Genomic DNA, 20,689 nt, shown 5'->3' on the forward strand with positions numbered 1-20,689 from the left:
ACCCGGAAAGACCTGTTTACTGCAGGGATTGTCTTCCTAACCACAGGACACCCAGAGAAAACAGATACTAAGTGTTATTTGTGTAACTGAGTTTACATTAACACTTAACTGAGTTACATCAACACTTATTTCTTTTCCACTTTTTTAGTACTTTATAAAACCGGAATTACTTTTTCTTAACTTCTGATCTTTTACATCTTGTGAATATTTGCAGCTTGAGAAGGAGCACTTTGCAGGGCTGATTAGTTTTGCTTTATCAATAGATTTTCTTCAGGGCTATTTTTTATGTATCCAGGACTTACGCGGTTGAACTGGAACTCAATAGCATTAAACTTTCAACTATATAATATATTAAACTTTAACGTCTGTTGTACTTGATTTTATCTCTCAAGTGCGTAAGTCCTGGTATCAATAGGATTTTTCTTAAAATAACATCCATGTGTCTTCGGCTAAGAGAGGAATCATGGTAAATTGCCCTATTTCTGCGACAGATCTCGAAAACATATATTGATCTGAAGTTGAAACAGGGTATCGATTTTAGTTTCGGTGTTCGAAATTTGAGACTAATTTTTACTCTAAAATCGATAGCATACAGGCAGGAAAATTCCTTAACCGATGACCAATGAAATCACATCAAACATCTTTTTTCCCATGCTCGGATAGATATTGCTCAACCGCACGTTTTGGACTATGCCATGTTTTTCCTATTTTTACTGCATCAAGGAGTCCCTGTCTAGCCCGCAGGCTGAGATATTCCTGAGAATAAGGGGTTTCCAGGGCAAGTTCTTTTAGAGGCAGTAGTTCGTCGTTTCCTCCTGAGATGGAGAGATACAGGGTCAGGTTTTCATCCACGGCTTTTGCAATGAAATTGGTAAATTGTCCGAGGTTTCCTGCATCTGCAGCTTTAAGGGATTTGTAGTATTTTCCTCTATCCTCTTTTTTGAGCACAACAGGAGGATAATCCCTTGCAATCAAATACAGGTTTGTGAGGAGTCGGGCTACTCTGTCGTTTCCGTCATTGAAAGGATGAATCTCAACAAATCTGTGATGCAGGGCTGAAGCTGTTTCAATGGGATGCTCCTTGCTTTCAGCAATATTTTCGATCAGTTCATCCATCAGTTCCACTATCTTCGACCAATCGGGTGGAGTCTTTACTGCACCTGTTATCCTCATATTTCTGGTGCGATATCTTCCGGCATCCTCAAGTATACCTCTGGTTACAATTTCATGGATCTCCTGAATTGTAACATGGTCTATAGCGTGTTTTTTCTGTGCTAGCTCTTCCACCCGGTCAAAAGCTTTTGCGTTATTGCTCACCTCAAGATGTCCTCTGAGTGATTTTCCGCCAATTGTCAGCCCTTCTTCCAGAATAAGTTTTGTTTCCTGGAGTGTTAGTGTATTCCCTTCTATTGCATTGGAGTGATAGGTATGCACCAACCTCATATATTCATGAAGCCTTCCTAAAGCATCTGCCGGAATTGGCCTCATGGAGTTTAGCCGCTTCATTTTTTCATCAATTCTTGCAAGAAGTTCTTCTTGAATCAGGGGTATATCGGTATCGTCCATAATTTTACATCTCCGATATATATATCCCGTGTTATATATCGGTATCGACAGATTTTTGAGTTATCCGATAGTTGAATCTTTTTTCCCGGTTAATCCAATTGAAATATATTTCTCCTGGCGGCAGTCTGCTGGAATCTTCCCGGAATCCTTTTTGCAGATATTTGGATAAATCGAAAACCTATTACCTTTTGCAGCTTTAGAAAGAGCATTTTCCAGCCCTATCAGTTTTGCACTTCATATATCGGTTCCCTCGAGGCTATTTTTTAGATCATCAATCATATTTTTGGCTTTAGAGAGCTGTTTTCAAATTATAGTGGCAGGTTTTTCAGGCGAAGCCCATTTTCGGGAGCTATCAGAAAATGGGCTGTTATCTCCTCTGCAAACCATGTCTGGAAGTTGTTCTCTCATTTGAAAGAGTGAATTTTCATTTATATGGATACCTTTATATATTATAGGTGCTATGTATGTGTGTTGATAAATAAAGAGACGTATACTCATCTGTTATTAAAAACCAATTTTTGTTTTTAATCAAAGAGTTCTATACAATCTTATTTTAAAACAATTAACTAACAACTAAACCAAAGGTGAAACAAATATGGCTTTTAATGACAGAAACTTCAGAGGAAATTCTAATTCCAATTTCGGCGCTCCCAGAGAAATGCACAAGACAACCTGTTCAGACTGTAAAGCTGAGACCGAAGTGCCTTTCAAACCTGACCCGGAAAGACCTGTTTACTGCAGGGATTGTCTTCCTAACCACAGGACACCCAGAGAAAACAGATACTAAGTGTTATTTGTGTAACTGAGTTTACATTGACACTTAACTGAGTTACATCAACACTTATTTATTTTCCACTTTTTTTAAATATACCTCAGACCCGGAATATACTTTTTCTTAACTTGTGATCTTTTGCATCTGTGAATATTTGCAGCTTTAGAAGGGGCACTTTGCAGGGCTGATTAGTTTTGCTTAATTTATAAGTCTCCATTGGGGGGCTTTTTTAACTTCATCAACACTTTTTTTCTTGCGGTGGCTGTTTCGAATTGAAGTGAAATTTTTCAAGTGAATTATGGATTAGGGAAAATCGTAAGAAAATGAGTCGCTGAATTCAAAATTAAAGTTCCTCCTTATCCTTTTCAAATCAATTAATATATTTTTTCGCTCGGCGGTCTGCCTCAATCTGCCCCAAATCCTTTTTCTAAAAGGGGATAAAAACCCGTGATTTTTGCAGCTTTAGAAGGAGCACTTATCGACCTGGCTACACCTTCCCGAACGCAAATATCTCCACTATTGATTATGTTATAACTATCAGTTTAAGTTTTAATTCTTTAACCTGATTATAGAATTTTCTTGCCCTGAGTACTTCTCCAAATTTCCTTTTGACAACAGAGGACGTTGTCTCCACTATATTCCGTTTATTGTATTTGATTTTATCAAAGCTTAAATGCAACTGTTTTCTATATTTTCCCTTCACTTTCTTCCTCTTTCTTTCTCTTTAATATATAAATGAGTCTGCTTTGTGGGGACATTAAAATAAGGAGTACTTTTACAATCCACATTTTGTGGCTTTGTAGAGACCCATCTATGCCAGCTTCAAGAGGCCAACAATAGATATAATGATACCGGGACATCCAGTTAAAATTAATGAAGACTGGTCATTTCGGAGGATTTCTATAAAGCCAATAAAAGAAAGATTATTATCTTAGAGTTTACAATTCTTTTGTGTAGTTCGGGGGAATCTTATTCATCCAGTCATTTTTATAGTCTCACTTATAGTCTCACTTATAGTCTCACTTATAGTCTCACTTATAGTCTCACTTATAATCGCACTTATAGTCGCATTCGGTTCTGATAACCAGCTTAACCCGAAAAAACTCTTACTTCAATGAATTGCTATATTATCGTAATAAAAACCTGTCAAATTTCAAGTTTTTTCAAAATTCTCAACAAATTTAATTATCCATATATTAAGGGGTCTAAAATGAAAGGAACGAAATGTAATAAAATATTTAGGGGGCAAACCTTCAATAAAACTTTGGGGGTAACAGTACTTGCTTTTTTAATGTTGGTGAGTATCGCAGGCGCCTCGCCATTTGCATACATTGCAAATGAAGAGAGTAACAATATCTCTGTAATTGACACAACCACAAACAAAGTTACAGCTACGATATCTGTAGGATCCAATCCTATTGGAGTTGCAATTAATCCAGATGGGACAAAGATATACGTGGTAAATTCTCATAGCAACGATGTATCTATAATTGACACGGCAACAAATACTGTTAAAGCCACGGTGCCTGTAGGACGTTCTCCTCAAGGGGTTGCAATCAGCTCGAATGGAAAGAAACTATATGTGGCAAACAGGGTCAGTAACACTATCTCTGTAATTGATACTGCCATAAATACTGTTGCAAGTACAGTGACTGTAGGAAAATATCCTGCGGGAGTAGCGGTAAGTCCGGATGGAAAAAAAGCATATGTGACAAACGAAGGCGACAACACTGTCTCTATAATTGACACTACCACAAAAGCTGTTATAAGCACGGTATCCGTAGGAAAAAGTCCTGAGGAAATTGCGGTCACACCAGATGGAACCAAGGTGTACGTAGCGAACTCCGATAATGGGGGCATTTCTGTAATTGACACTTCTACCAACACCGTTACAGCCACTGTGAAGGTCGAGGGAACCCCTTCTGGAGTTGCAGTCAACCCGGAGGGAACAAAGGCATATGTGACTACTAATGATAAATATTTCAGCACTGTCTCTGTAATTGACGTTTCTACAAACAAAGTTACAGCCACAATACCTGTAGGACCCAATCCTGTGGGAGTTGCAGTCACACCGGACGGAAAAAAAGTGTATGTAGCAATCAACCTCTGTAACGCCGTCTCTGTGATTGACACTGCTACCAACACCGTTACAGCCACGATGCTTGTAGGAAACGGTCCTCATGCTTCAGGCCAGTTTATAGGTTCTATCCCGGTACAACCAGTTTATCCTTTAGCGAACTTCAGCAGCAACATCACATCAGATTATGTTTTCCTTTCCGTACCTGTGCAGTTTACAGATCTATCGGAGAATGCAACCGGCTGGACCTGGGACTTTGGAGACGGGGCTGGTTCAACAAAGCAGAATCCCACGCATACCTATTCTGCAGCAGGAATCTATACTGTTAGCCTGACAGTAAGCAATTCAAACGGCACAGATTCAAAGCTTGCTACAGTAAATGTTGTACCAAAAGGTTCTCCTGCGCCTTCATATGCATTTATTACGAACATCAACAGCAACACTGTTTCTGTAATTAACACAGGAAACAATACCTTTACAGCCACGGTGCCCGCAGGAATTAACCCATTAGGGGTTGCAGTCAGCCCGGATGGAACAAGGATATACGTGACGAATGCCAACTACGGCCGCCGCGGCACTGTTTCTGTAATTGACACAGCCATGAATAAGGTTACGGCCACCGTGGATGTAGGAGATAAATACTATCCCTGTGGAATTGCAGTCACACCGGATGGAAAAAAACTATATGTTGCGAGTCGTGATATCAACGCTGTTTCTGTAATTGACACAGCCACAAACACTGTTACAGCCACGGTGCCTGCAGGAAAATGGCCTATGGGAGTTGCAGTCACACCGGATGGGACAAAAGTATATGTGACGAACCGTTATAGCAGCACTGTTTCTGTAATTGACACAGCCACAAACACTGTTATAGCGACTGTGAAAGCTGAACCTGGCTCCTGTGGAGTTACAGTTAACCAGGCGGGAACAAAACTATATGTGACGAATTGTGAAAGTAACACTATTTCTGTAATTGACACGAGTTCAAACACTGTTACAGCCACAGTGCCTGTAGAAGAATGGCCTATGGGAGTTGCAGTCAGTCCGGATGGAACAAAAGTATATGTGGCAAATCAACGCAGTAACAATGTCTCCGTAATTGACACCGCAACAAAAACTGTTATAGCTGCTTTGAAAGTCGGAAATAATCCTTACGGAATTGCAGTCACACCGGATGGAACAAAGGTATATGTAGCGAACTGCGGCGACGACGATAATCTAGGCAAAACTGTCTCTATAATTGACACAGCCACAAACAAGGTTACAGCCAAGGTAAATACAGGTTTCAGTCCTGTTGCTTTCGGTCAGTTTATAAGTCCTCTTCCAGCACAACCAGTACTTCCTGCTGCAAACTTCAGCAGCAATCTCACATCCGGTTATGCTCCTCTTTCTGTCCAGTTTACGGATTTCTCGAAGAATGTGGATGGGTGGAACTGGAACTTTGGAGACGGATCCGGTTCAACACAGCAAAATCAAGCACATACTTACTCTAGGGCAGGGAATTACAAAGTAACGCTTACAGTAAACAATACAAACGGTACTGATTCGAAATTTGCCACAGTAACTGTTCTGGCACAGCCAGTATTTTCTGCATCCCCAACTTCAGGAAAAACGCCAGTTAGTGTTAGTTTTACTGACCAGAGCACAGGATTTCCAGCTTCATGGAACTGGACTTTTGGAGATGGAACTTATTCAACGGAAAAGAATCCTGTACACATCTATAGAAAATCAGGAAAATATTCTGTTACGTTGACATTAAACGAAACGGGGAACAAGAGTGCAGTAACAAAATCCAGCTATATTATTGTTTCAAACGGGTATGAAGCCCCTGTTGCTGCTTTTTCTGCATCTCCAGCTTCAGGAAAAGCGCCTCTTTCTGTTAGTTTTACCGACCAGAGTACAGGAGCTCCAACCTCAAGGAAGTGGACGTTTGGAGACGGTACTCATTCAACCGGGGAGAACCCTGTACATACATACAGCAAAGCAGGATTATACTCTGTTACATTAACAGTAAGTAATGCAGATGGCAGCAATACGTTAACAAAATCCGGCTATATTGTTGTGTCAAACGTTTTAAATGGCCCTGTCACCAGTTTCTCTGCGTCTCTGACTTCAGGAAAAGCTCCTTTCACTGTTGATTTTACAGGCCAGGGCAAAGGATCACCAGATTCATGGAAATGGTCTTTCGGAGATGGGGATACTTCAACAGAAAAGAATCCTGCACATACATACAATAAATCAGGACTTTATTCTGTTACATTGACAGCAAGTAACGAAAAAGGCAGTAATTCGTTGAAAAAAACCGGTTATATTGCTGTCCCAAGCATTTTAGCTGCTCCTGTATCCAAATTCTCTGCATCCCCTACTTCAGGAAAACCGCCTCTTACCGTTCATTTTACTGACCAGAGCACAGGGTCGCCAACGGCATGGAAATGGTTTTTCGGAGATGGAAGCAATTCAACAGATAAAAATCCTGTACATACATATAATGAATCAGGACTATATGCTGTTAGATTAACAGTAAGTAATGCAAACGGCAGTAACACGTTGTCTAAAACCGGCTATATTGCAGTCTCAAGCTTCTTAGATACGCCTGTTACCAGCTTCTCTGCGTCTTCTACTTCAGGAAAAGCGCCTCTTACTATCAGATTTACTGACGAGAGCACAGGATCGCCAACTGCATGGAAATGGACTTTTGGAGATGGAAGTGATTCTACAGAAACAAATCCTGTACATACATACAATAAATCAGGAAATTATACTGTTTCTTTGACAACGACCAATGCCGGAGGCAGTAATAAGGTGCAAAAATCAAGCTACATTGTAGTTTCTGAAAGCGGTACTGTGACTTCGAATCCAGGCTATATTATCCCTGCCGCCACCTTTATAGCATCTCCAACTGCAGGAAGTATGCCTCTTACTGTTAGTTTTACTGACAGGAGCACAGGATCTCCAGCCGCATGGAAATGGACTTTTGGAGATGGAACTAATTCAATAGAAAAGAATCCTGTACACACATACAATAAATCTGGAAAATATTCTGTTACATTGACAGCAAGTAATGCAGACGGCAGTAATGCGTTGACAAAAACCGGTTATATTGTTGTTTCAAACACTTTAAATGGTCCTGTCACCAGTTTCTCTGCGTCTCCAACTTCCGGAAAAGCGCCCCTTACTATTAGATTTACTGATGAGAGCACAGGGTCGCCAACTTCATGGAGATGGATTTTCGGAGATGGAAACTTTTCTACAGAAAAGAGTCCTGCACACACATACAATAAATCAGGACGATACACTGTTACATTAACAGCAAGTAATGCAGACGGCAGCAATACGTTAACAAAATCAAGCTATATTGTTGTTCCAAACGCTTTAAATGGTCCTGTCGCCAGCTTCTCTGCGTCTTCTACTTCAGGAAAAGCGCCTCTTACTATCAGATTTACTGACGAGAGCACAGGATTGCCAACTGCATGGAGATGGACTTTTGGAGATAGAAGTGATTCAACAGAAAAGAATCCTGTGCATACATACAATAAATCAGGCCTTTATTCTGTTACACTGACAGCAAGTAATGCAGATGGCAGTAATGTGCTGACAAAAACCGGCTATATTGCTGTCTCAGGCGTTTTAAATACTCCTGTTACCAAATTCTCTGCAGCCCCTACTTCAGGAAGCATGCCTCTTACAGTTCATTTTACTGACGAGAGCACAGAGTCGCCAACTGCATGGAGATGGACTTTTGGAGATGGCAACGTTTCTACAGAAAAGAATGCTGTACACACATACAATAAATCAGGCCTATACTCTGTTACATTGACAGCAAGTAATGCAAACGGCAGTAACACGTTGTCTAAAACCGGCCATATTGCGGTTTCAAACTCCCTTGTAGCTGCCTTCTCTGCATCTCCAACTTCAGGGGCTGCACCGCTTGGTGTCATTTTTACTGACAACAGCACCGGATCACCTGATTCATGGAAATGGGCTTTTGGAGATAGAAATACTTCTACAGAAAAGAATCCTGTACACGTATACAATAAAACAGGACAATATACGGTTAGTTTAACAGTAAATAATTCAGGAAGCATTAGTACTGAAACCAGATCCAGATATATTGCGATTAGTAAGTAAATATCCCGGATCGAAAAAAACGGCTTTGTAGAAACCTATTTATACCAGCTTCAAGAGGCTAAAAATATATAAATATTCGAGACGTTCAGTTTTAGCTGATGAGGGTCAGTCGTTTCGGAGGGTTTCTACAGAGCCGAATTATTCCATCTTTTCATTTCTTTTTTTATCAGAGTATGATTTTTAATAAAGCTTTTACGTTTATATAAGTTCAGCTTCATGCATTCCTTTAAATAAACTTACTTTCTTCACTCATTCAACTTCAGTTAAAATATATTTTTTCTGCCAGCGATCTGCTTTAATCTCCCCTGAACACGTTTGTTGAAGAAAAGGGTTAAGAAAAGATAACTAAAAAACCCATGAGATTTTGCAGATTTAAAAGGGGCACTTTGCAGGGTCGATCTTTTAGATCAAAGTGATTTTTTCTGGTGAAGGGCTTTTTTCGGATTTTTCAATCGAATGCTCCTCTAACTTGTTGCGGGGTGCGCCAGCGCGATTTTGATTAAAATAGTTAAGTCAGTATTTGAAATAAATTTTGATATGAAAGAGAGTGCCATTAAAAGTATCAATAGAAAATATAATTTTTAAAACCCGTTTTTATTTCGTTTATGACTTTTTTAGGTCCATTCAGCAAATATCGTATAACTAGTATTCTCTGAATACTATCTAAATAATATTAGCTTAATGAGATAACTATATATAATAAGTATATGTAGTTTATAGTAATTACAATTAAAAAAGAACTTAACAGTGGAGAATGAAAACATGAAGCTGACACCTGGCTAAGAGTGGTTAGTTCCAGGGAAGAGATCTTTATACTCAGTCTGATGAACGCCTTGTTCACCTGGCTTTCAGGCCTTCAAATAAGGGCATCTTTGGAATGGTAGAAACCTGCCCGAAGATTGAGGTAATCCAGTTACCTAAATCTTATATGAATACAGTTAAAACTAATTTAAAAACGAGCAAAACAAGTGGGTGATGTTCTGTGGAGTATGTAAGAAAAACATGTCCAATTTGTGGGAGTGAGTTTATAGTCCTGAAAAATGTGGAGGAAAAGGCAATTTACTGTACAATTGAATGCCTTTCAGCTGCTCAGAAAAAGGTGAAGAGGGAGAAAGTTTCCTCATTCGTGTCTGCATAAATTATTCCGTTTCATTATAAACAGTATAATTTCTTTACTTATTCCCTTTAATCTAAAGTAATTAAAAACTAAAACCAACTTAAATCAAGAAAGAACTTAAAAGTGGGGGAGAAAAAAATGAGAATAAGAGTAGTTAGTTCCAGAGAAGAGATCTTTACACTTAATCCGAATGAGCGCCTTGTTCACCTGGCTTTCCGGCCATCCAACAAAGACATCTTTGGACTGGCTGAAACCTGCCCAAAGATTGAGGTAATCCAGTTACCTAAATCTTACATGCGTACAGTTTCAAAATCCATAGAAATGTTCCTTCTGATGCAGAGAATCCAGCTTATCGAAGGAGATGTCTGGGGGCACAGGAAGGATATAAACGAATATTACGCAATTTCCTCTTCAGTGATTGAAAAGATTAAAGAAATGAAAATCGAAGGTAAATCCACTGAGGAAATTGAGAAAAAGGTTTCAAGGGAAAGCAAGCTGAACCCTGGAATGGTCGCTTATATCCTGAACAAGGAAATTCCTGCCTGAATTCAAATAAAATAAAACATTTTGGTAGGTGTTTTGCTGGAGATTAGATCGGATAGAAAGGGGTTGAATCTTCCGGTCCCTGATCTCCAACTTAATATTTTAGAGGAAAATCGGGAAAATTACTGCTGAAAGGGTTTCAACTTTTATATCAAGAAATTGAGGTTGAGAACAGCATCAGTAGATCTAAGTAAGGTCTCTAATATTGATATTGCTGAAAAATCATCTACCAGTTCTGAAGCGGTTTGAGTCACATTTCTTACTTTAAACCTCTTTTTTAAGTCATTTAAAATATATTATTTCCATCCGGCGGTCTGCTGGAATCTTTTTCGGGTACATTTGTAGAGAAAAGGGTTAAGAAAAGCGAACTAAAAAACCCATGATTTCTGCAGCTTTAGAAGGGGCACTTTGCAGGGCCGATAATTTTGCTTTATTCCTCTTCTTCTGTTATATTTTCGAATTTCATCTGTATCATATATTGCATCAGCTGTCACTTTGGAAGGCCTGTTTACAGGCTTCCTATAGGTCTCTGTATCTTGAAATTCTTAAGTGTAGGTACATAAAGCGTGGAGTCATTCTCATTTGCAGGAACAACAATAATAGAGAGGGTTAGCCCCTCTAAATCTACTAAAACGCTTATTTTTACTCTTTTTACTTTCTTGTAGCCATCATAACCGATGTTTCCCCTTTTTTAGCAGGAACATCCTTTTTATCAGTAAAGCAATGAGAAAGATCTATTTTCTTCAAGTCATAACCTTTGTTTAAAAGTTCATTGAAAATCTTTTGATAGGTACCATGTTCACACAGGTAGAGATGAAATCTATGAACTGTTGACTTAGAGCCATAGATACGAGGAACATCTTTCCACGTACAACCTGTTGTAACGACATACAAGATTCCATTCATTAACTTCCTTAAGTCTGCATGAGGCCGTCCTGTATGTGGTTTCTGTGGAGGAAGATAAGGTTCTATGGATTTCCACAGAACATCCTCGATTTCCTGAAAGGACATAGTACTAAATATATAATTTCAACATAATTTTAGTTTCGGGATAGGCTCTGCACCTGTGTGCTCAGTCCCGTTTGTAAAAAATGGGTTTGGGAACCGGAAGATTTGGAACCACTGCAGCAAAATATAACAGAATCGGTAACAGAATCATACAAAGCCGCTTAAAGAAACCAGCACTACAAAAACAATAACCAGCAAGATGGACAGAAATAGAGCCAGGGCGGACCTCTCCAGGCTTACGTCATGTACAAACCTGCCGCCTACAACGTAAAGATATAACTGGTAAACCCCAAAAATCCCGCCTGCAAGAGGAATCCAGAGGAAGGATGACGCAGCCGAGGCATAGAGTACGAACCTTGCAGTACCCTCATAAGTTCCCTTTCCCCCAAGCGTTTTTTGAATAATATGGAGCAGTGTAGCATCGAGAAGAAGGGCGATAACACCTGCAATAGGTGCCATAAGTGCAACTGCAAATACCATCATAGAACCGAATCCTTCGACATCGTAAGCTCCGGGATTAAAAAGCAAGTAAAAAAACGAGTATATGGCAATGTTGATTACTGCAAAAATGATAGGATCAGTGTATCCTCCGGTCTTTGGCATTTCCCTGTAAAAATGAGATGGGCTTTTCATAACTTCTTTCCAGGTCCCGATGTAATCAAAACGCGTCATGGTAAATAATATTACAAAGTTCTATTTATATTTGATCTCCCAGAAATATATACACACCCCACGCGAAAAATAATATGAAGGACGCTGGGGGACACAGGCATGTAAATATTCCGGGTAAATATCAAATTATTATTGACGGACAAAACCCATTCCTTACAGCAGCTTATGTCAGCATAATTTTTATTTCAGTCGAATACCCCGCAATCGGCTGAGGAACTGCTGCAGGAATCAAAACTTCTCCCAAAAACTGTTTTTATACTAATTGATTAGTTTGAAGCTTTTTCAGGTTATCCTAATTAGTTTTTTCATTTCACAGATCAGGTTACCTCGATCAATTTTACAAACTCTCAAAAACAAAAACTTTATATCCGTATTTTACGTACTTCTTCCCGCAGTGTTGTACATAGATGTGCGTCGCATTCCAGTAACGTAAAAAAGCGGCGAAATATCCTTATATTTTCGGATTCTCAAAAACAATTTTGGTAGATGATTTGAGAATTCAGGTTCGTTTTCAACCTCATTTTATTACTTTGAGGCTTGTCTAAATTTATCCAATTCGTTAAATTATTCCTACGATCCGAGATGAGTTTATTTGACTGAAAAAAAACTGTTAATGGGTAATGAAGCCATTGCACTTGGAGCGATAGAAGCTGGCGTACAGGTAGTTACCGGGTATCCGGGAACTCCCTCGACCGAAGCTCTGGAGACAATTCTCCGGTATGCGGACAGGTGCGGGATTTATACCGAATGGTCGAGCAACGAAAAGGTTGCACTTGAAACAGCTGTAGGGGCGGCTTATTCCGGGGCAAATGTGCTTGTGACCATGAAACAGGTAGGGTTAAATGTAGCATCCGACCCCCTGATGAGCCTGACCTACATAGGGGTAAAAGGGGCTCTTGTCCTGCTTGTTGCCGATGACCCGGGGCCTCATTCCTCTCAGACTGAGCAGGATACTAGGGCGTTCGGGCATTTTGCAAATATCCCTGTCCTTGACCCTGCAAACCCGCAGGAAGCTTACGAGCTTACAAAACTGGCTTTTGAGCTTTCGCATGAATTCGAAATTCCGGTCATCCTCAGGACTACCACGCGGGTTTCTCACAGCTGCGGGGATGTGGAGCTCGCAGCCGCAGAACCTGCTCCGGTTGAAGCTTCCTGTGAAGGCTTTATAAAGGACAGGCGCTGGACTATTTTTCCAAGGCTTACTGCCGAGAGGCACCCCTGGCTTGAAAACGTACAGGTGCAGCTTTCCGAGCGCTTTTCAGGGCTTCCGTACAATTCCGTTTCTGGAAGCGGAAAAATCGGGATCATAGCCTCAGGGGTTTCAGCTCTCTACGTAAAGGAGGCTGTAAAGGGCTTTGAAGAGGTTTTCACCCTATTCAGGGTAGGGACAGTGTATCCTTTCCCTGAAAAGGCAGCTCTTTCCTTCTTAAAGGGCATCGAAAAACTGATCGTGGTCGAAGAACTTGACCCCTACCTTGAAGAACAGGCCCTCCAGCTTACCGGAAAGGCTCACCTGCCTGTTGATATCTATGGAAAAAAGAACGGCTTTTTCCCTGTGAGCGGGGAATACAATGTTGATATTGTTATTGACAGCGTCAACAAAGTGCTTGCAGACCTTGGAGAAACAGCCAGCCTTTCCCATGCTTCCCCTGCGATTTTGAGAGGGGAGCTTCCTCCTCTGCCAGTCCGGGCTCCGACCCTCTGCGCGGGCTGCATGCACAGGACCGTTTTTTACGCATTCAAACAGGCTGCAAAACAGCTTAAAAAGGATTCTCAGGTCGAGACTATTTTTTCCGGGGATATCGGCTGTTATACCCTTGGAAACGCATATCCTCTCAATATGGTAGACACCTGCCTCTGCATGGGGGCAGGGATGAGTATAGCAGGAGGGCTTTCCCGCACGAACCCGGAGGTCAAGCAGGTGGCTTTTATCGGGGATTCGACTTTCTTCCATTCAGGCATCCCTGCTGTGGTAAATGCTGTCTACAACGGAGCTGATGTTACCCTTGCAGTCCTTGACAACCGCACAACTGCCATGACAGGGCACCAGCCGCATCCCGGAATAGGAGTGACTGCCCTTGGAAGTCCCTCAAAAGCCATTGACATTGCCGGCGTGGTCCGGAGCTGTGGAGTTGAGTTTGTAAGGACCGTGGAAACAGGCAGCCTGGAAAACTGTGTGGAGGCTGCAAAGGAAGCCATGGAATTTAAAGGTCCTTCCGCGGTCGTGTTCAAAGGAAAATGTGTCGGGATTACAAAATCCTTTACACGCTTTGCAATTGATCCTGGTAGCTGTACAGGCTGTGGGTTCTGCGTAAAGCAGCTCGGCTGCCCTGCCATTTTCCTCCCTGCAGGAGAAGACAAGCCTCTCATCCAGGACAGCTGCAGCGGCTGCGGGCTCTGTGCTCAAATCTGTCCTTCGGGAGCCATAAGGGAAGACGGGGTGAAGAAATGAAGGACGAAGGAACTAAGGGTGAAGGAATGAAGTATGATATTCTGATTGCAGGCGTTGGAGGGCAGGGTGTTGTGCTTGCTTCCCGCATGCTTGCGCTTGCTGCAATGAAAGCCGGGTTCCGTGTGAGCACTGCCGAAACCATAGGCATGTCCCAGAGGGAAGGATCGGTAAGCAGCCATATCAGGATTGGAGATGAGATCCCGGGTTCCCTTATCCCTGCAGGACAGGCAGACCTGCTTATAGGGCTTGAACCTGCAGAAACCTTAAGAAACCTGCCTTTCCTGAAAAAAGATGGGAAAATCATAGTGAACTCTCATGCTATACCCCCTGCATCAAAGCCCCCGGGAAGTCCTGAATATGATCCTGCAGCTTTGCTGGCCTTTCTGGAAGCCCATGTTCAGGGTATACTTTGCCTTGATTTTACACAGCTTGCAGAAGAAGCAGGCACATACAGGGCTGCAAATGTTGCAATGCTTGGAGCGGCTGCCGGCACAGGTATGCTGCCTTTTTCAAGAGAAATTATTCTGGCAGTACTTGAAACCGAAATTCCTGAAAAACACAGAGCTGTAAACAGGGCTGCGTTTGAAGGTGCGATCGAAAGAATTAAGCTAATCCCCGGGCAACCAGACGGGGAACAGAAGGTGAAATTAAATGTATGAAGCATCCTTGGAGTCTGAGCTCGATCCGGATGTCCAGCTCTACCACCCCAAACTCTCGGAAGAAGATACCTTCGTAAAATTGAAGGGACTGCTTAAACGTGTGGTTGAAGGAAGCCCATTTTACCAGAAGAAGTTCAAGGAAGCAAACGTGGATATAGAGAATATCAGGTCTCTTGAAGACCTGAAACTCCTTCCTTTCACACACAAAGAGGAACTGAGGGATGCCTATCCCCTCGGGCTGCAGACCGTGCCCGATTCAGAGATTGTCAGGATCCATTCATCCTCCGGGACAACTGGCAAGCCTGTCATTATTCCCTATACTCGAAAAGACGTTGATGTCTGGGCAGAGCTGGTGATGCGCTGCTACATGCTGGCAGGCCTTACCAACCAGGACAGGATTCAGATTACACCCGGGTATGGGCTCTGGACCGCAGGGATAGGGTTCCAGCTCGGAGCCGAGCGCCTTGGAGCGATGGCAATACCCACAGGTCCCGGAAACACCGAAAAACAGCTTGAGATGCTTACGGACCTGAAGTCCACAGCCCTTGCAAGCACCTCTTCCTATGCGATTTTGCTTGCTGAAGAAATTGAAAAGCGCGGCTTAAAAGACCAGATCAACCTCAGGGTCGGGATTGTGGGTTCCGAACGCTGGAGCGAAAAGATGCGCAACAGGATTGAAACCGAACTCGGGATCGAGACCTTTGACATCTACGGGCTGACCGAAATCTACGGGCCGGGAATTGCCCTTGACTGCTCTTACCATGAGGGAATGCACTACTGGTCCGACTACCTGCTCTTTGAAATCATTGACCCGATAACGGGAGAACAGCTCCCAGAAGGTACTCTCGGGGAACTTGTAATTACCACCCTTGCAAAGGAAGGAGCACCTCTGATCCGCTACAGGACAAGGGACCTGACGCGCATAATCCCCGGGCTCTGTAAATGCGGCTGCCCTTTCCCCAGAATTGACAGGATCCTTGGAAGGTCTGATGACCGCATAAAGATTAAGGCAGTAAATATCTATCCCGGCCAGATCGAGGATATAATCCACAGGGTGCCCAGGGTCAGCAGTGAATATCAGATCCTCCTTACCCGCAAAAACGGCAGGGACAGTATGACCTTCAAAGTTGAAATTGAAGGGGCAGAAGATCCTGTAAAGAAAGAACAAACTGAAAAAGCCCTGGGAAAAGCGTTCAAGGACTTTATAGGGGTGAGCGTGGATATTGTGGGTGTTAAGCTCGGGGAACTTCCAAGAAGCATGAAAAAGACAAAAAGAGTAATCGATGAAAGGGAACTTTAAAATCCTTTCATCATTTAACCTACCTGTTTCATTACCCTTTATTTATTTCTCTTTTTTATTTTCCTTTTTTATTGACCTGTTTCATCGTCAATATCTGTTTCATCATCAATATCAGTTAGCCTGCTCCTTGGAGCATATTCCATTTTAGTTCCTTTTGCTGGGGCGGATTTTTCAGGAGACTTTTCCTTCTGAATATCTGTCTTGTACACGATAGTCCTGTAAGGATACGGAATTTCGATACCTTCACTGTCAAAGCGCCTTTTAATTGCTTCCCTTATTTCACACCCTGAACTGTATGCATCGCTCCTGTCCTTAAACCAGACCAGCAGGCGGAGATTTACGGAAAAATCCCCAAGATCTGTCACGTATACTTTAACCTCTCCTCTTTCCCTGAAATCCGGGTCTACAGTATGCAGCACGGACAGGTCCATGAATCCGTTTGCAAGGGTTTCGGGTTTCAGGAAACTGGGCTTTATAACACTGTGCTTCATGGTCTGGGGAGGCATGACCAGAGGATGCTTTCGGGCTTCTTCAATCATGATTTTTTTTGCCAGGCTAATATCAGAATCATAACCGATTCCAACGTTTATTGGCCAGATAACTGCAGGATCTTCTATGGTCCAGTTGATTACTGCCTCATTGCTGATTATTGAGTTAGGGATGATAAGGCGCCTGTTATCCCAGGTTATAATAACCGTATGCCTGAGGTTGAGGTCCGTAACCTTTCCGTATTCGTTCATAATATTCAGCCTGTCTCCAACCCTGAAAGGCTGAAAAAGAGCAAGGGAAATGCCTGCAATAATGTTGCTCAGTGTGCTCTGGGCTGCAAAACCGATTACGATACCGGCAAGCCCTGCCCCTGTAAAGAGGGCTACAGAGAGACTGCGCAGGTCAGGAATACTGAATATTATAATAATTAGACCTACAAAATAGATTGATGCAACCGTAACGTGCCTGAACATCCGGAAAGCCGTGGTGTCCATGCGCAGCTTGCCGCTTGCTTTTGTAAAGTAACTTTCCATAAGGTGGTTTACAGTCCTTGCGACAAGGATGGTTCCCATGCCTATGAAAATGATGAATAAGAGGGTACCGAAGTTAGCCGAGAACCAGGCGAATGATTGATCTAATATTCTGTCAAAATAGGACATATTTTCTGCAAAAGAAGGGGATGAATCTAGGGTTTCGGGGGTATCCATGCCCTCAACCTTTAGCAGGAAGCTTTATATAAATATTGATTAAAAAATACATGAACTGTAAGAGTGTAGTAAATAAAGTTCTGCAAAAAGGATTGAAGCAGTTGGAATGGTTAACAGGTCAGGTTGAGTAAGGGAAACTAATTAAAACAAGAAAGTAAATTTGAGTAAAAAGAAGATTTGAGTAAAAAGAAGATTCCATAAATGGAAATCTCCTTCTTTTCTCTTTTAAGGACTGTTTTTTCTGGTTTTCATTGGGCTCTTACATTACCTTTCAGGGTGACCTCCTCAGGCATACAGATTTTCATCTCTCACAAAGACCCAGTAACCCTCATATGGTTCGATTTCAAGTTCATCTGTTCCAAGCTGGTTCTCGCCTAATGTCCCGTTGAAGTCATTGTAACCGACATACTGGTAGTAGCCTGTAGTGTTGTTGCCTGGCACCCAGGGACCCACAATTTTTGCATACGAGCTGTCAATGGTCGTGAATGCAACTTCCGCAGAGACAGTCTCGTTTACAGGTGAACCCAGCGCGTTCCAGCCCGGATAGGTCTGTAAGCTCGGTGGAGCAGTAACCAGCTTTTTCTCAACTGAAGCAAACTGCTCTGTAGCATTGAACTCGGTTCCGTTGGGAACATTGATCCAGTATCCTTTCAGAGGCTCAATATTTGAGACATCTTCGAAGAGTTTGGTTGAAGCGTTGTAATAAATCAGAGATGTATAGTTCACATCTGAAAGCAGATAATCAACGCTTGTATTGTTGGCTTCGAAAGGCATCGAGAAGAAGTACCAGTTTCCTGTCTGGTCTCCATCTGTCTGATTTCCATCCGTCTGGTTGCCGTTGGTCTGATCCCCATCTGTCTGGTCTCCATCAGAAGGAAGTCCGCTGTCCGGAGGGATGAGCACTTCATCGATTATACAGATAACTCCATTGTTTACAATGATTATCTGTGTGATAGTTACGTTTTGTATTGTGATATTGTCCCCTACCATATTGATTTGAAGTGCATTGCCCTGAATGTTAGTAACGGTATTCATGCTGGCAAGCTGTTCGCGAGTAAACTTCCCACTAATTACGTGGTAGGAGAGAACCTCCCTGAGCAGAGTTGTATTGCTCATGAGTTCATTACGGGTTGCTGCTGGCAGTTTATCGAAGGCTTCGTTACTCGGAATACAGACAGTATAAGGTCCTGTTTCGTTCAGGGTCTGTGTCAGGTTTGCGGCCTGCGTTGCATTTACAAATTCGGTTAATCTTGTCTGGTTCTGTGCCGCCTCGATGATGTTTTCTCTTGCTATCATTTCGGCAACCGTAATGTTAGCCACGTAGGTTGCGTTCTCGATTGCAGCTTCTCCACCCACTTCAGTTGTGTACCAGAAGCTGAGGTTGTCCCCATCACTTACCGGGTTCATTCCGAAGTCATTTTCAGCCGGCTCCCCATTTATGTAGACAAACCACATTTCCCCGGTTTGATTATTGTTATTTATGCCCCCTATGCCCTCAAGTGCGAACGACACACTGGTCATGTTGGTCACATTTTCGGTCATGTTCTGCATTAAAGACGCGTTAAAGTCGAGTCCTGTTGCATATAGAGCTCCGAAGTCTGTGAGATTGTTTATTGTATAATTCCGGGAAGCATTCTGCCTGAACTTGACGTTTCCTTCAGTCAGGTTTACAGTATCGTCATAGAGTACTGTCAGATTTAGTCCTGGCTCAGGTTCCGGTTCGGGTTCCGGCTCGGGTTCAGGTGGAATAAGGACTGCATCTATAGCGTGTATTACTCCGTTGCTGGCATTTACATCCTGTACTATAATCTTTGCGTCTCCTACAAACACTCCTTCCTCAGTAACATTAACCGGCAGGCTGCTTCCCTGAAGTGTGGTAATGTTGGTCCTGTTAACAACATCTGCTGCCATCAGCCTCTCACCTGCAACGTGATAGAGGAGGACGTTTGTCAATGCGTTTGTGTCGTTAAGGAGAGCTTCAACAGTGCCGTTGGGAAGAGCATTAAAAGCCTCATCGGTAGGAGCAAAGACAGTGTAGGGACCTTCACCTTTAAGGGTCTGGGTCAGGTTTGCAGCCTCAACTGCTGCAAGAAGAGTCGTGAAGTTACCATCCTGAGTTGCAGTGTCAATAATATCTTTTTCTTCAGGTGGAACTTCGGGCGGAATAAGGACTGCGTCGATGACGTGTATTACTCCGTTGCTGGCATTTACATCCTGTACTATAATCTTTGCGTCTCCTACAAACACTCCTTCCTCAGTGACATTTACCGGGAGTTCGCTTCCCTGAAGGGTCGTAATGTTGGTCCTGTTAACAACATCTGCTGCCATCAGCCTCTCACCTGCAACGTGATAGAGGAGGATGTTTGTCAATGCGTTTGTGTCGTTAAGGAGAGCTTCGACTGTTCCGTTTGGAAGCGCGTTAAAAGTCTCATCATTCGGAGCAAAGACGGTGTAGGGACCTTCTCCTTTCAGAGTGTCAGTAAGGTTTGCAGCCCCAATTGCTGCAAGAAGAGTCGTGAAGTTTCCAGCCTGAGTTGCGGTTTCGATAATATCTTTCTCCTCAGACGGAACCTCTCCTTCTTCTACAGCAACCGTAATGTTAGCCACGTAGGTTGCATTTTCTATTGCGGCTTCTCCACCCACTTCAGTTGTGTACCAGAAGCTGAGGTTGTCCCCGTCAGTTACCGGGTTCATGCCGAAGTCTCCTTCAGCAGGCATTCCGTTGAGGTAGAGGAACCACATCTCTCCGGTAGTGTTATTGTTCTCTACTCCTTCTATGCCCTCAAGCACAAATGACACACTCATGTTGTCGGTCATATTCCCATCAGTTACGTTGTCGGTCATATTCCCATCAGGCATGTTCTGCATTACGGACACGTTAAAGTCGAGTCCTGTTGCAGACAGAGCTCCGAAGTCCGTGAGATTGTCTATTGTATAGCTCTGGGTAGCATTTTCCGGTGTGAAGGTGAAGTTTCCTTCCGTCAGGTTTACAGTATCGTCGTAGAGTACTGTCAGATTTAGTCCTGGTTCTGGTTCCGGCTCGGGTTCCGGCTCAGGTTCCGGCGGGATAAGGACTGCATCTATTACGTGGATTACGCCATTGCTGGCATTTACATCCTGTACTATAATCTTTGCGTCTCCTACAAACACTCCTTCCTCAGTAACATTAACCGGCAGGCTGCTTCCCTGAAGTGTGGTA

At 42.7% G+C, this 20,689-nt stretch carries 14 protein-coding genes and 1 pseudogene; 9 read left to right on the forward strand and 6 right to left on the reverse strand.

All coding sequences use genetic code 11. From position 1 onward, the window contains the following. Window positions 1-633: 633 nt before the first annotated feature. Window positions 634-1,566 (reverse strand): Fic family protein, encoded by a 933-nt coding sequence (locus EO93_RS03245; RefSeq protein WP_052734251.1) that lies wholly within the window; start codon window positions 1,564-1,566, stop codon window positions 634-636. Window positions 1,567-2,161: 595 nt separating this feature from the next. Here EO93_RS03245 and EO93_RS03250 point away from each other — a divergent pair. From EO93_RS03250 to EO93_RS03265, 5 genes and pseudogenes are all read left to right on the forward strand, one after another. After that, window positions 2,162-2,353: a CxxC-x17-CxxC domain-containing protein gene (locus EO93_RS03250; RefSeq protein ID WP_048161108.1), complete on the forward strand. Its 192-nt coding sequence runs from the start codon at window positions 2,162-2,164 to the stop codon at window positions 2,351-2,353. A 1,195-nt stretch (window positions 2,354-3,548) separates the two neighbouring features. Continuing rightward, a complete protein-coding gene (locus EO93_RS03260) occupies window positions 3,549-8,543 on the forward strand; it encodes a PKD domain-containing protein (protein ID WP_048161109.1) in 4,995 nt (1,664 codons plus the stop codon). Between the two features lie 785 nt (window positions 8,544-9,328). After that, a pseudogene (locus tag EO93_RS16720) lies at window positions 9,329-9,498 on the forward strand (DUF1699 family protein); the annotation flags it as partial. A 27-nt stretch (window positions 9,499-9,525) separates the two neighbouring features. Then, window positions 9,526-9,681: a hypothetical protein gene (locus EO93_RS17875; RefSeq protein ID WP_200898077.1), complete on the forward strand. Its 156-nt coding sequence runs from the start codon at window positions 9,526-9,528 to the stop codon at window positions 9,679-9,681. Window positions 9,682-9,798: 117 nt separating this feature from the next. Continuing rightward, the gene (locus tag EO93_RS03265) at window positions 9,799-10,206 is read left to right on the forward strand and encodes a DUF1699 family protein (RefSeq protein ID WP_048161110.1); all 408 of its coding nucleotides are present in this window, start codon (window positions 9,799-9,801) and stop codon (window positions 10,204-10,206) included. 505 nt (window positions 10,207-10,711) lie between these two features. Here the strand turns inward: EO93_RS03265 and EO93_RS18600 are convergent. The 3 genes from EO93_RS18600 to EO93_RS03275 all read right to left on the reverse strand — a co-directional run bounded on the left by EO93_RS18600 (window position 10,712) and on the right by EO93_RS03275 (window position 11,883). Continuing rightward, the gene (locus EO93_RS18600; RefSeq protein ID WP_156161218.1) at window positions 10,712-10,882 is read right to left on the reverse strand and encodes a transposase; all 171 of its coding nucleotides are present in this window, start codon (window positions 10,880-10,882) and stop codon (window positions 10,712-10,714) included. Next, window positions 10,855-11,214 carry a transposase gene (locus EO93_RS03270; RefSeq protein ID WP_048161111.1) on the reverse strand — a complete coding sequence of 120 codons (360 nt, stop codon included), beginning with the start codon at window positions 11,212-11,214 and terminating at the stop codon, window positions 10,855-10,857. The genes EO93_RS18600 and EO93_RS03270 overlap by 28 nt, the downstream gene beginning before the upstream one ends. Window positions 11,215-11,358: 144 nt before the next feature. Then, window positions 11,359-11,883, reverse strand: coding sequence for a YIP1 family protein (locus EO93_RS03275; RefSeq protein WP_048161112.1), 525 nt, complete (start codon window positions 11,881-11,883; stop codon window positions 11,359-11,361). A gap of 74 nt (window positions 11,884-11,957) precedes the next feature. On the opposite strand from EO93_RS03275, the gene EO93_RS17880 reads away from it, so the two are divergent. The 4 genes from EO93_RS17880 to EO93_RS03290 all read left to right on the forward strand — a co-directional run bounded on the left by EO93_RS17880 (window position 11,958) and on the right by EO93_RS03290 (window position 16,294). After that, a complete protein-coding gene (locus EO93_RS17880; RefSeq protein ID WP_156161217.1) occupies window positions 11,958-12,095 on the forward strand; it encodes a hypothetical protein in 138 nt (45 codons plus the stop codon). 380 nt (window positions 12,096-12,475) lie between these two features. Further along, window positions 12,476-14,335, forward strand: coding sequence for an indolepyruvate ferredoxin oxidoreductase subunit alpha (gene iorA, locus EO93_RS03280; RefSeq protein ID WP_048161113.1), 1,860 nt, complete (start codon window positions 12,476-12,478; stop codon window positions 14,333-14,335). Further along, the gene (locus EO93_RS03285; RefSeq protein ID WP_048161114.1) at window positions 14,332-14,994 is read left to right on the forward strand and encodes an indolepyruvate oxidoreductase subunit beta; all 663 of its coding nucleotides are present in this window, start codon (window positions 14,332-14,334) and stop codon (window positions 14,992-14,994) included. The genes iorA and EO93_RS03285 overlap by 4 nt, the downstream gene beginning before the upstream one ends. Next, on the forward strand, window positions 14,987-16,294 hold the full coding sequence (locus tag EO93_RS03290; RefSeq protein ID WP_048131837.1) for a phenylacetate--CoA ligase family protein: 1,308 nt from the start codon (window positions 14,987-14,989) through the stop codon (window positions 16,292-16,294). The genes EO93_RS03285 and EO93_RS03290 overlap by 8 nt, the downstream gene beginning before the upstream one ends. Before the next feature lie 68 nt (window positions 16,295-16,362). Here the strand turns inward: EO93_RS03290 and EO93_RS03295 are convergent, their stop codons facing one another. Together EO93_RS03295 and EO93_RS03300 are read right to left on the reverse strand one after the other, a co-directional pair. Beyond that, window positions 16,363-17,490, reverse strand: coding sequence for a mechanosensitive ion channel family protein (locus EO93_RS03295; protein WP_048131839.1), 1,128 nt, complete (start codon window positions 17,488-17,490; stop codon window positions 16,363-16,365). Between the two features lie 285 nt (window positions 17,491-17,775). Beyond that, a partial coding sequence (locus EO93_RS03300) for a fasciclin domain-containing protein (RefSeq protein WP_082107546.1) occupies window positions 17,776-20,689 on the reverse strand: 2,914 nt, incomplete at its 5' end.

Origin of the sequence: Methanosarcina sp. 1.H.A.2.2 (assembly GCF_000979975.1) — an archaeon.
Taxonomy (GTDB): Archaea; Halobacteriota; Methanosarcinia; order Methanosarcinales; family Methanosarcinaceae; genus Methanosarcina.

Coding starts and splice junctions, on each gene's coding strand:
- EO93_RS03275 (WP_048161112.1), bottom strand. CDS start 11,883: ATGACGCGTTTTGATTACATCGGGACCTGGAAAGAAGTTATGAAAAGC.
- EO93_RS03265 (WP_048161110.1), top strand. CDS start 9,799: ATGAGAATAAGAGTAGTTAGTTCCAGAGAAGAGATCTTTACACTTAAT.
- EO93_RS03285 (WP_048161114.1), top strand. CDS start 14,332: ATGAAGGACGAAGGAACTAAGGGTGAAGGAATGAAGTATGATATTCTG.
- EO93_RS03250 (WP_048161108.1), top strand. CDS start 2,162: ATGGCTTTTAATGACAGAAACTTCAGAGGAAATTCTAATTCCAATTTC.
- EO93_RS17880 (WP_156161217.1), top strand. CDS start 11,958: ATGAAGGACGCTGGGGGACACAGGCATGTAAATATTCCGGGTAAATAT.
- EO93_RS03260 (WP_048161109.1), top strand. CDS start 3,549: ATGAAAGGAACGAAATGTAATAAAATATTTAGGGGGCAAACCTTCAAT.
- EO93_RS03245 (WP_052734251.1), bottom strand. CDS start 1,566: ATGGACGATACCGATATACCCCTGATTCAAGAAGAACTTCTTGCAAGA.
- EO93_RS03295 (WP_048131839.1), bottom strand. CDS start 17,490: ATGGATACCCCCGAAACCCTAGATTCATCCCCTTCTTTTGCAGAAAAT.
- EO93_RS03270 (WP_048161111.1), bottom strand. CDS start 11,214: ATGTCCTTTCAGGAAATCGAGGATGTTCTGTGGAAATCCATAGAACCT.
- EO93_RS03290 (WP_048131837.1), top strand. CDS start 14,987: ATGTATGAAGCATCCTTGGAGTCTGAGCTCGATCCGGATGTCCAGCTC.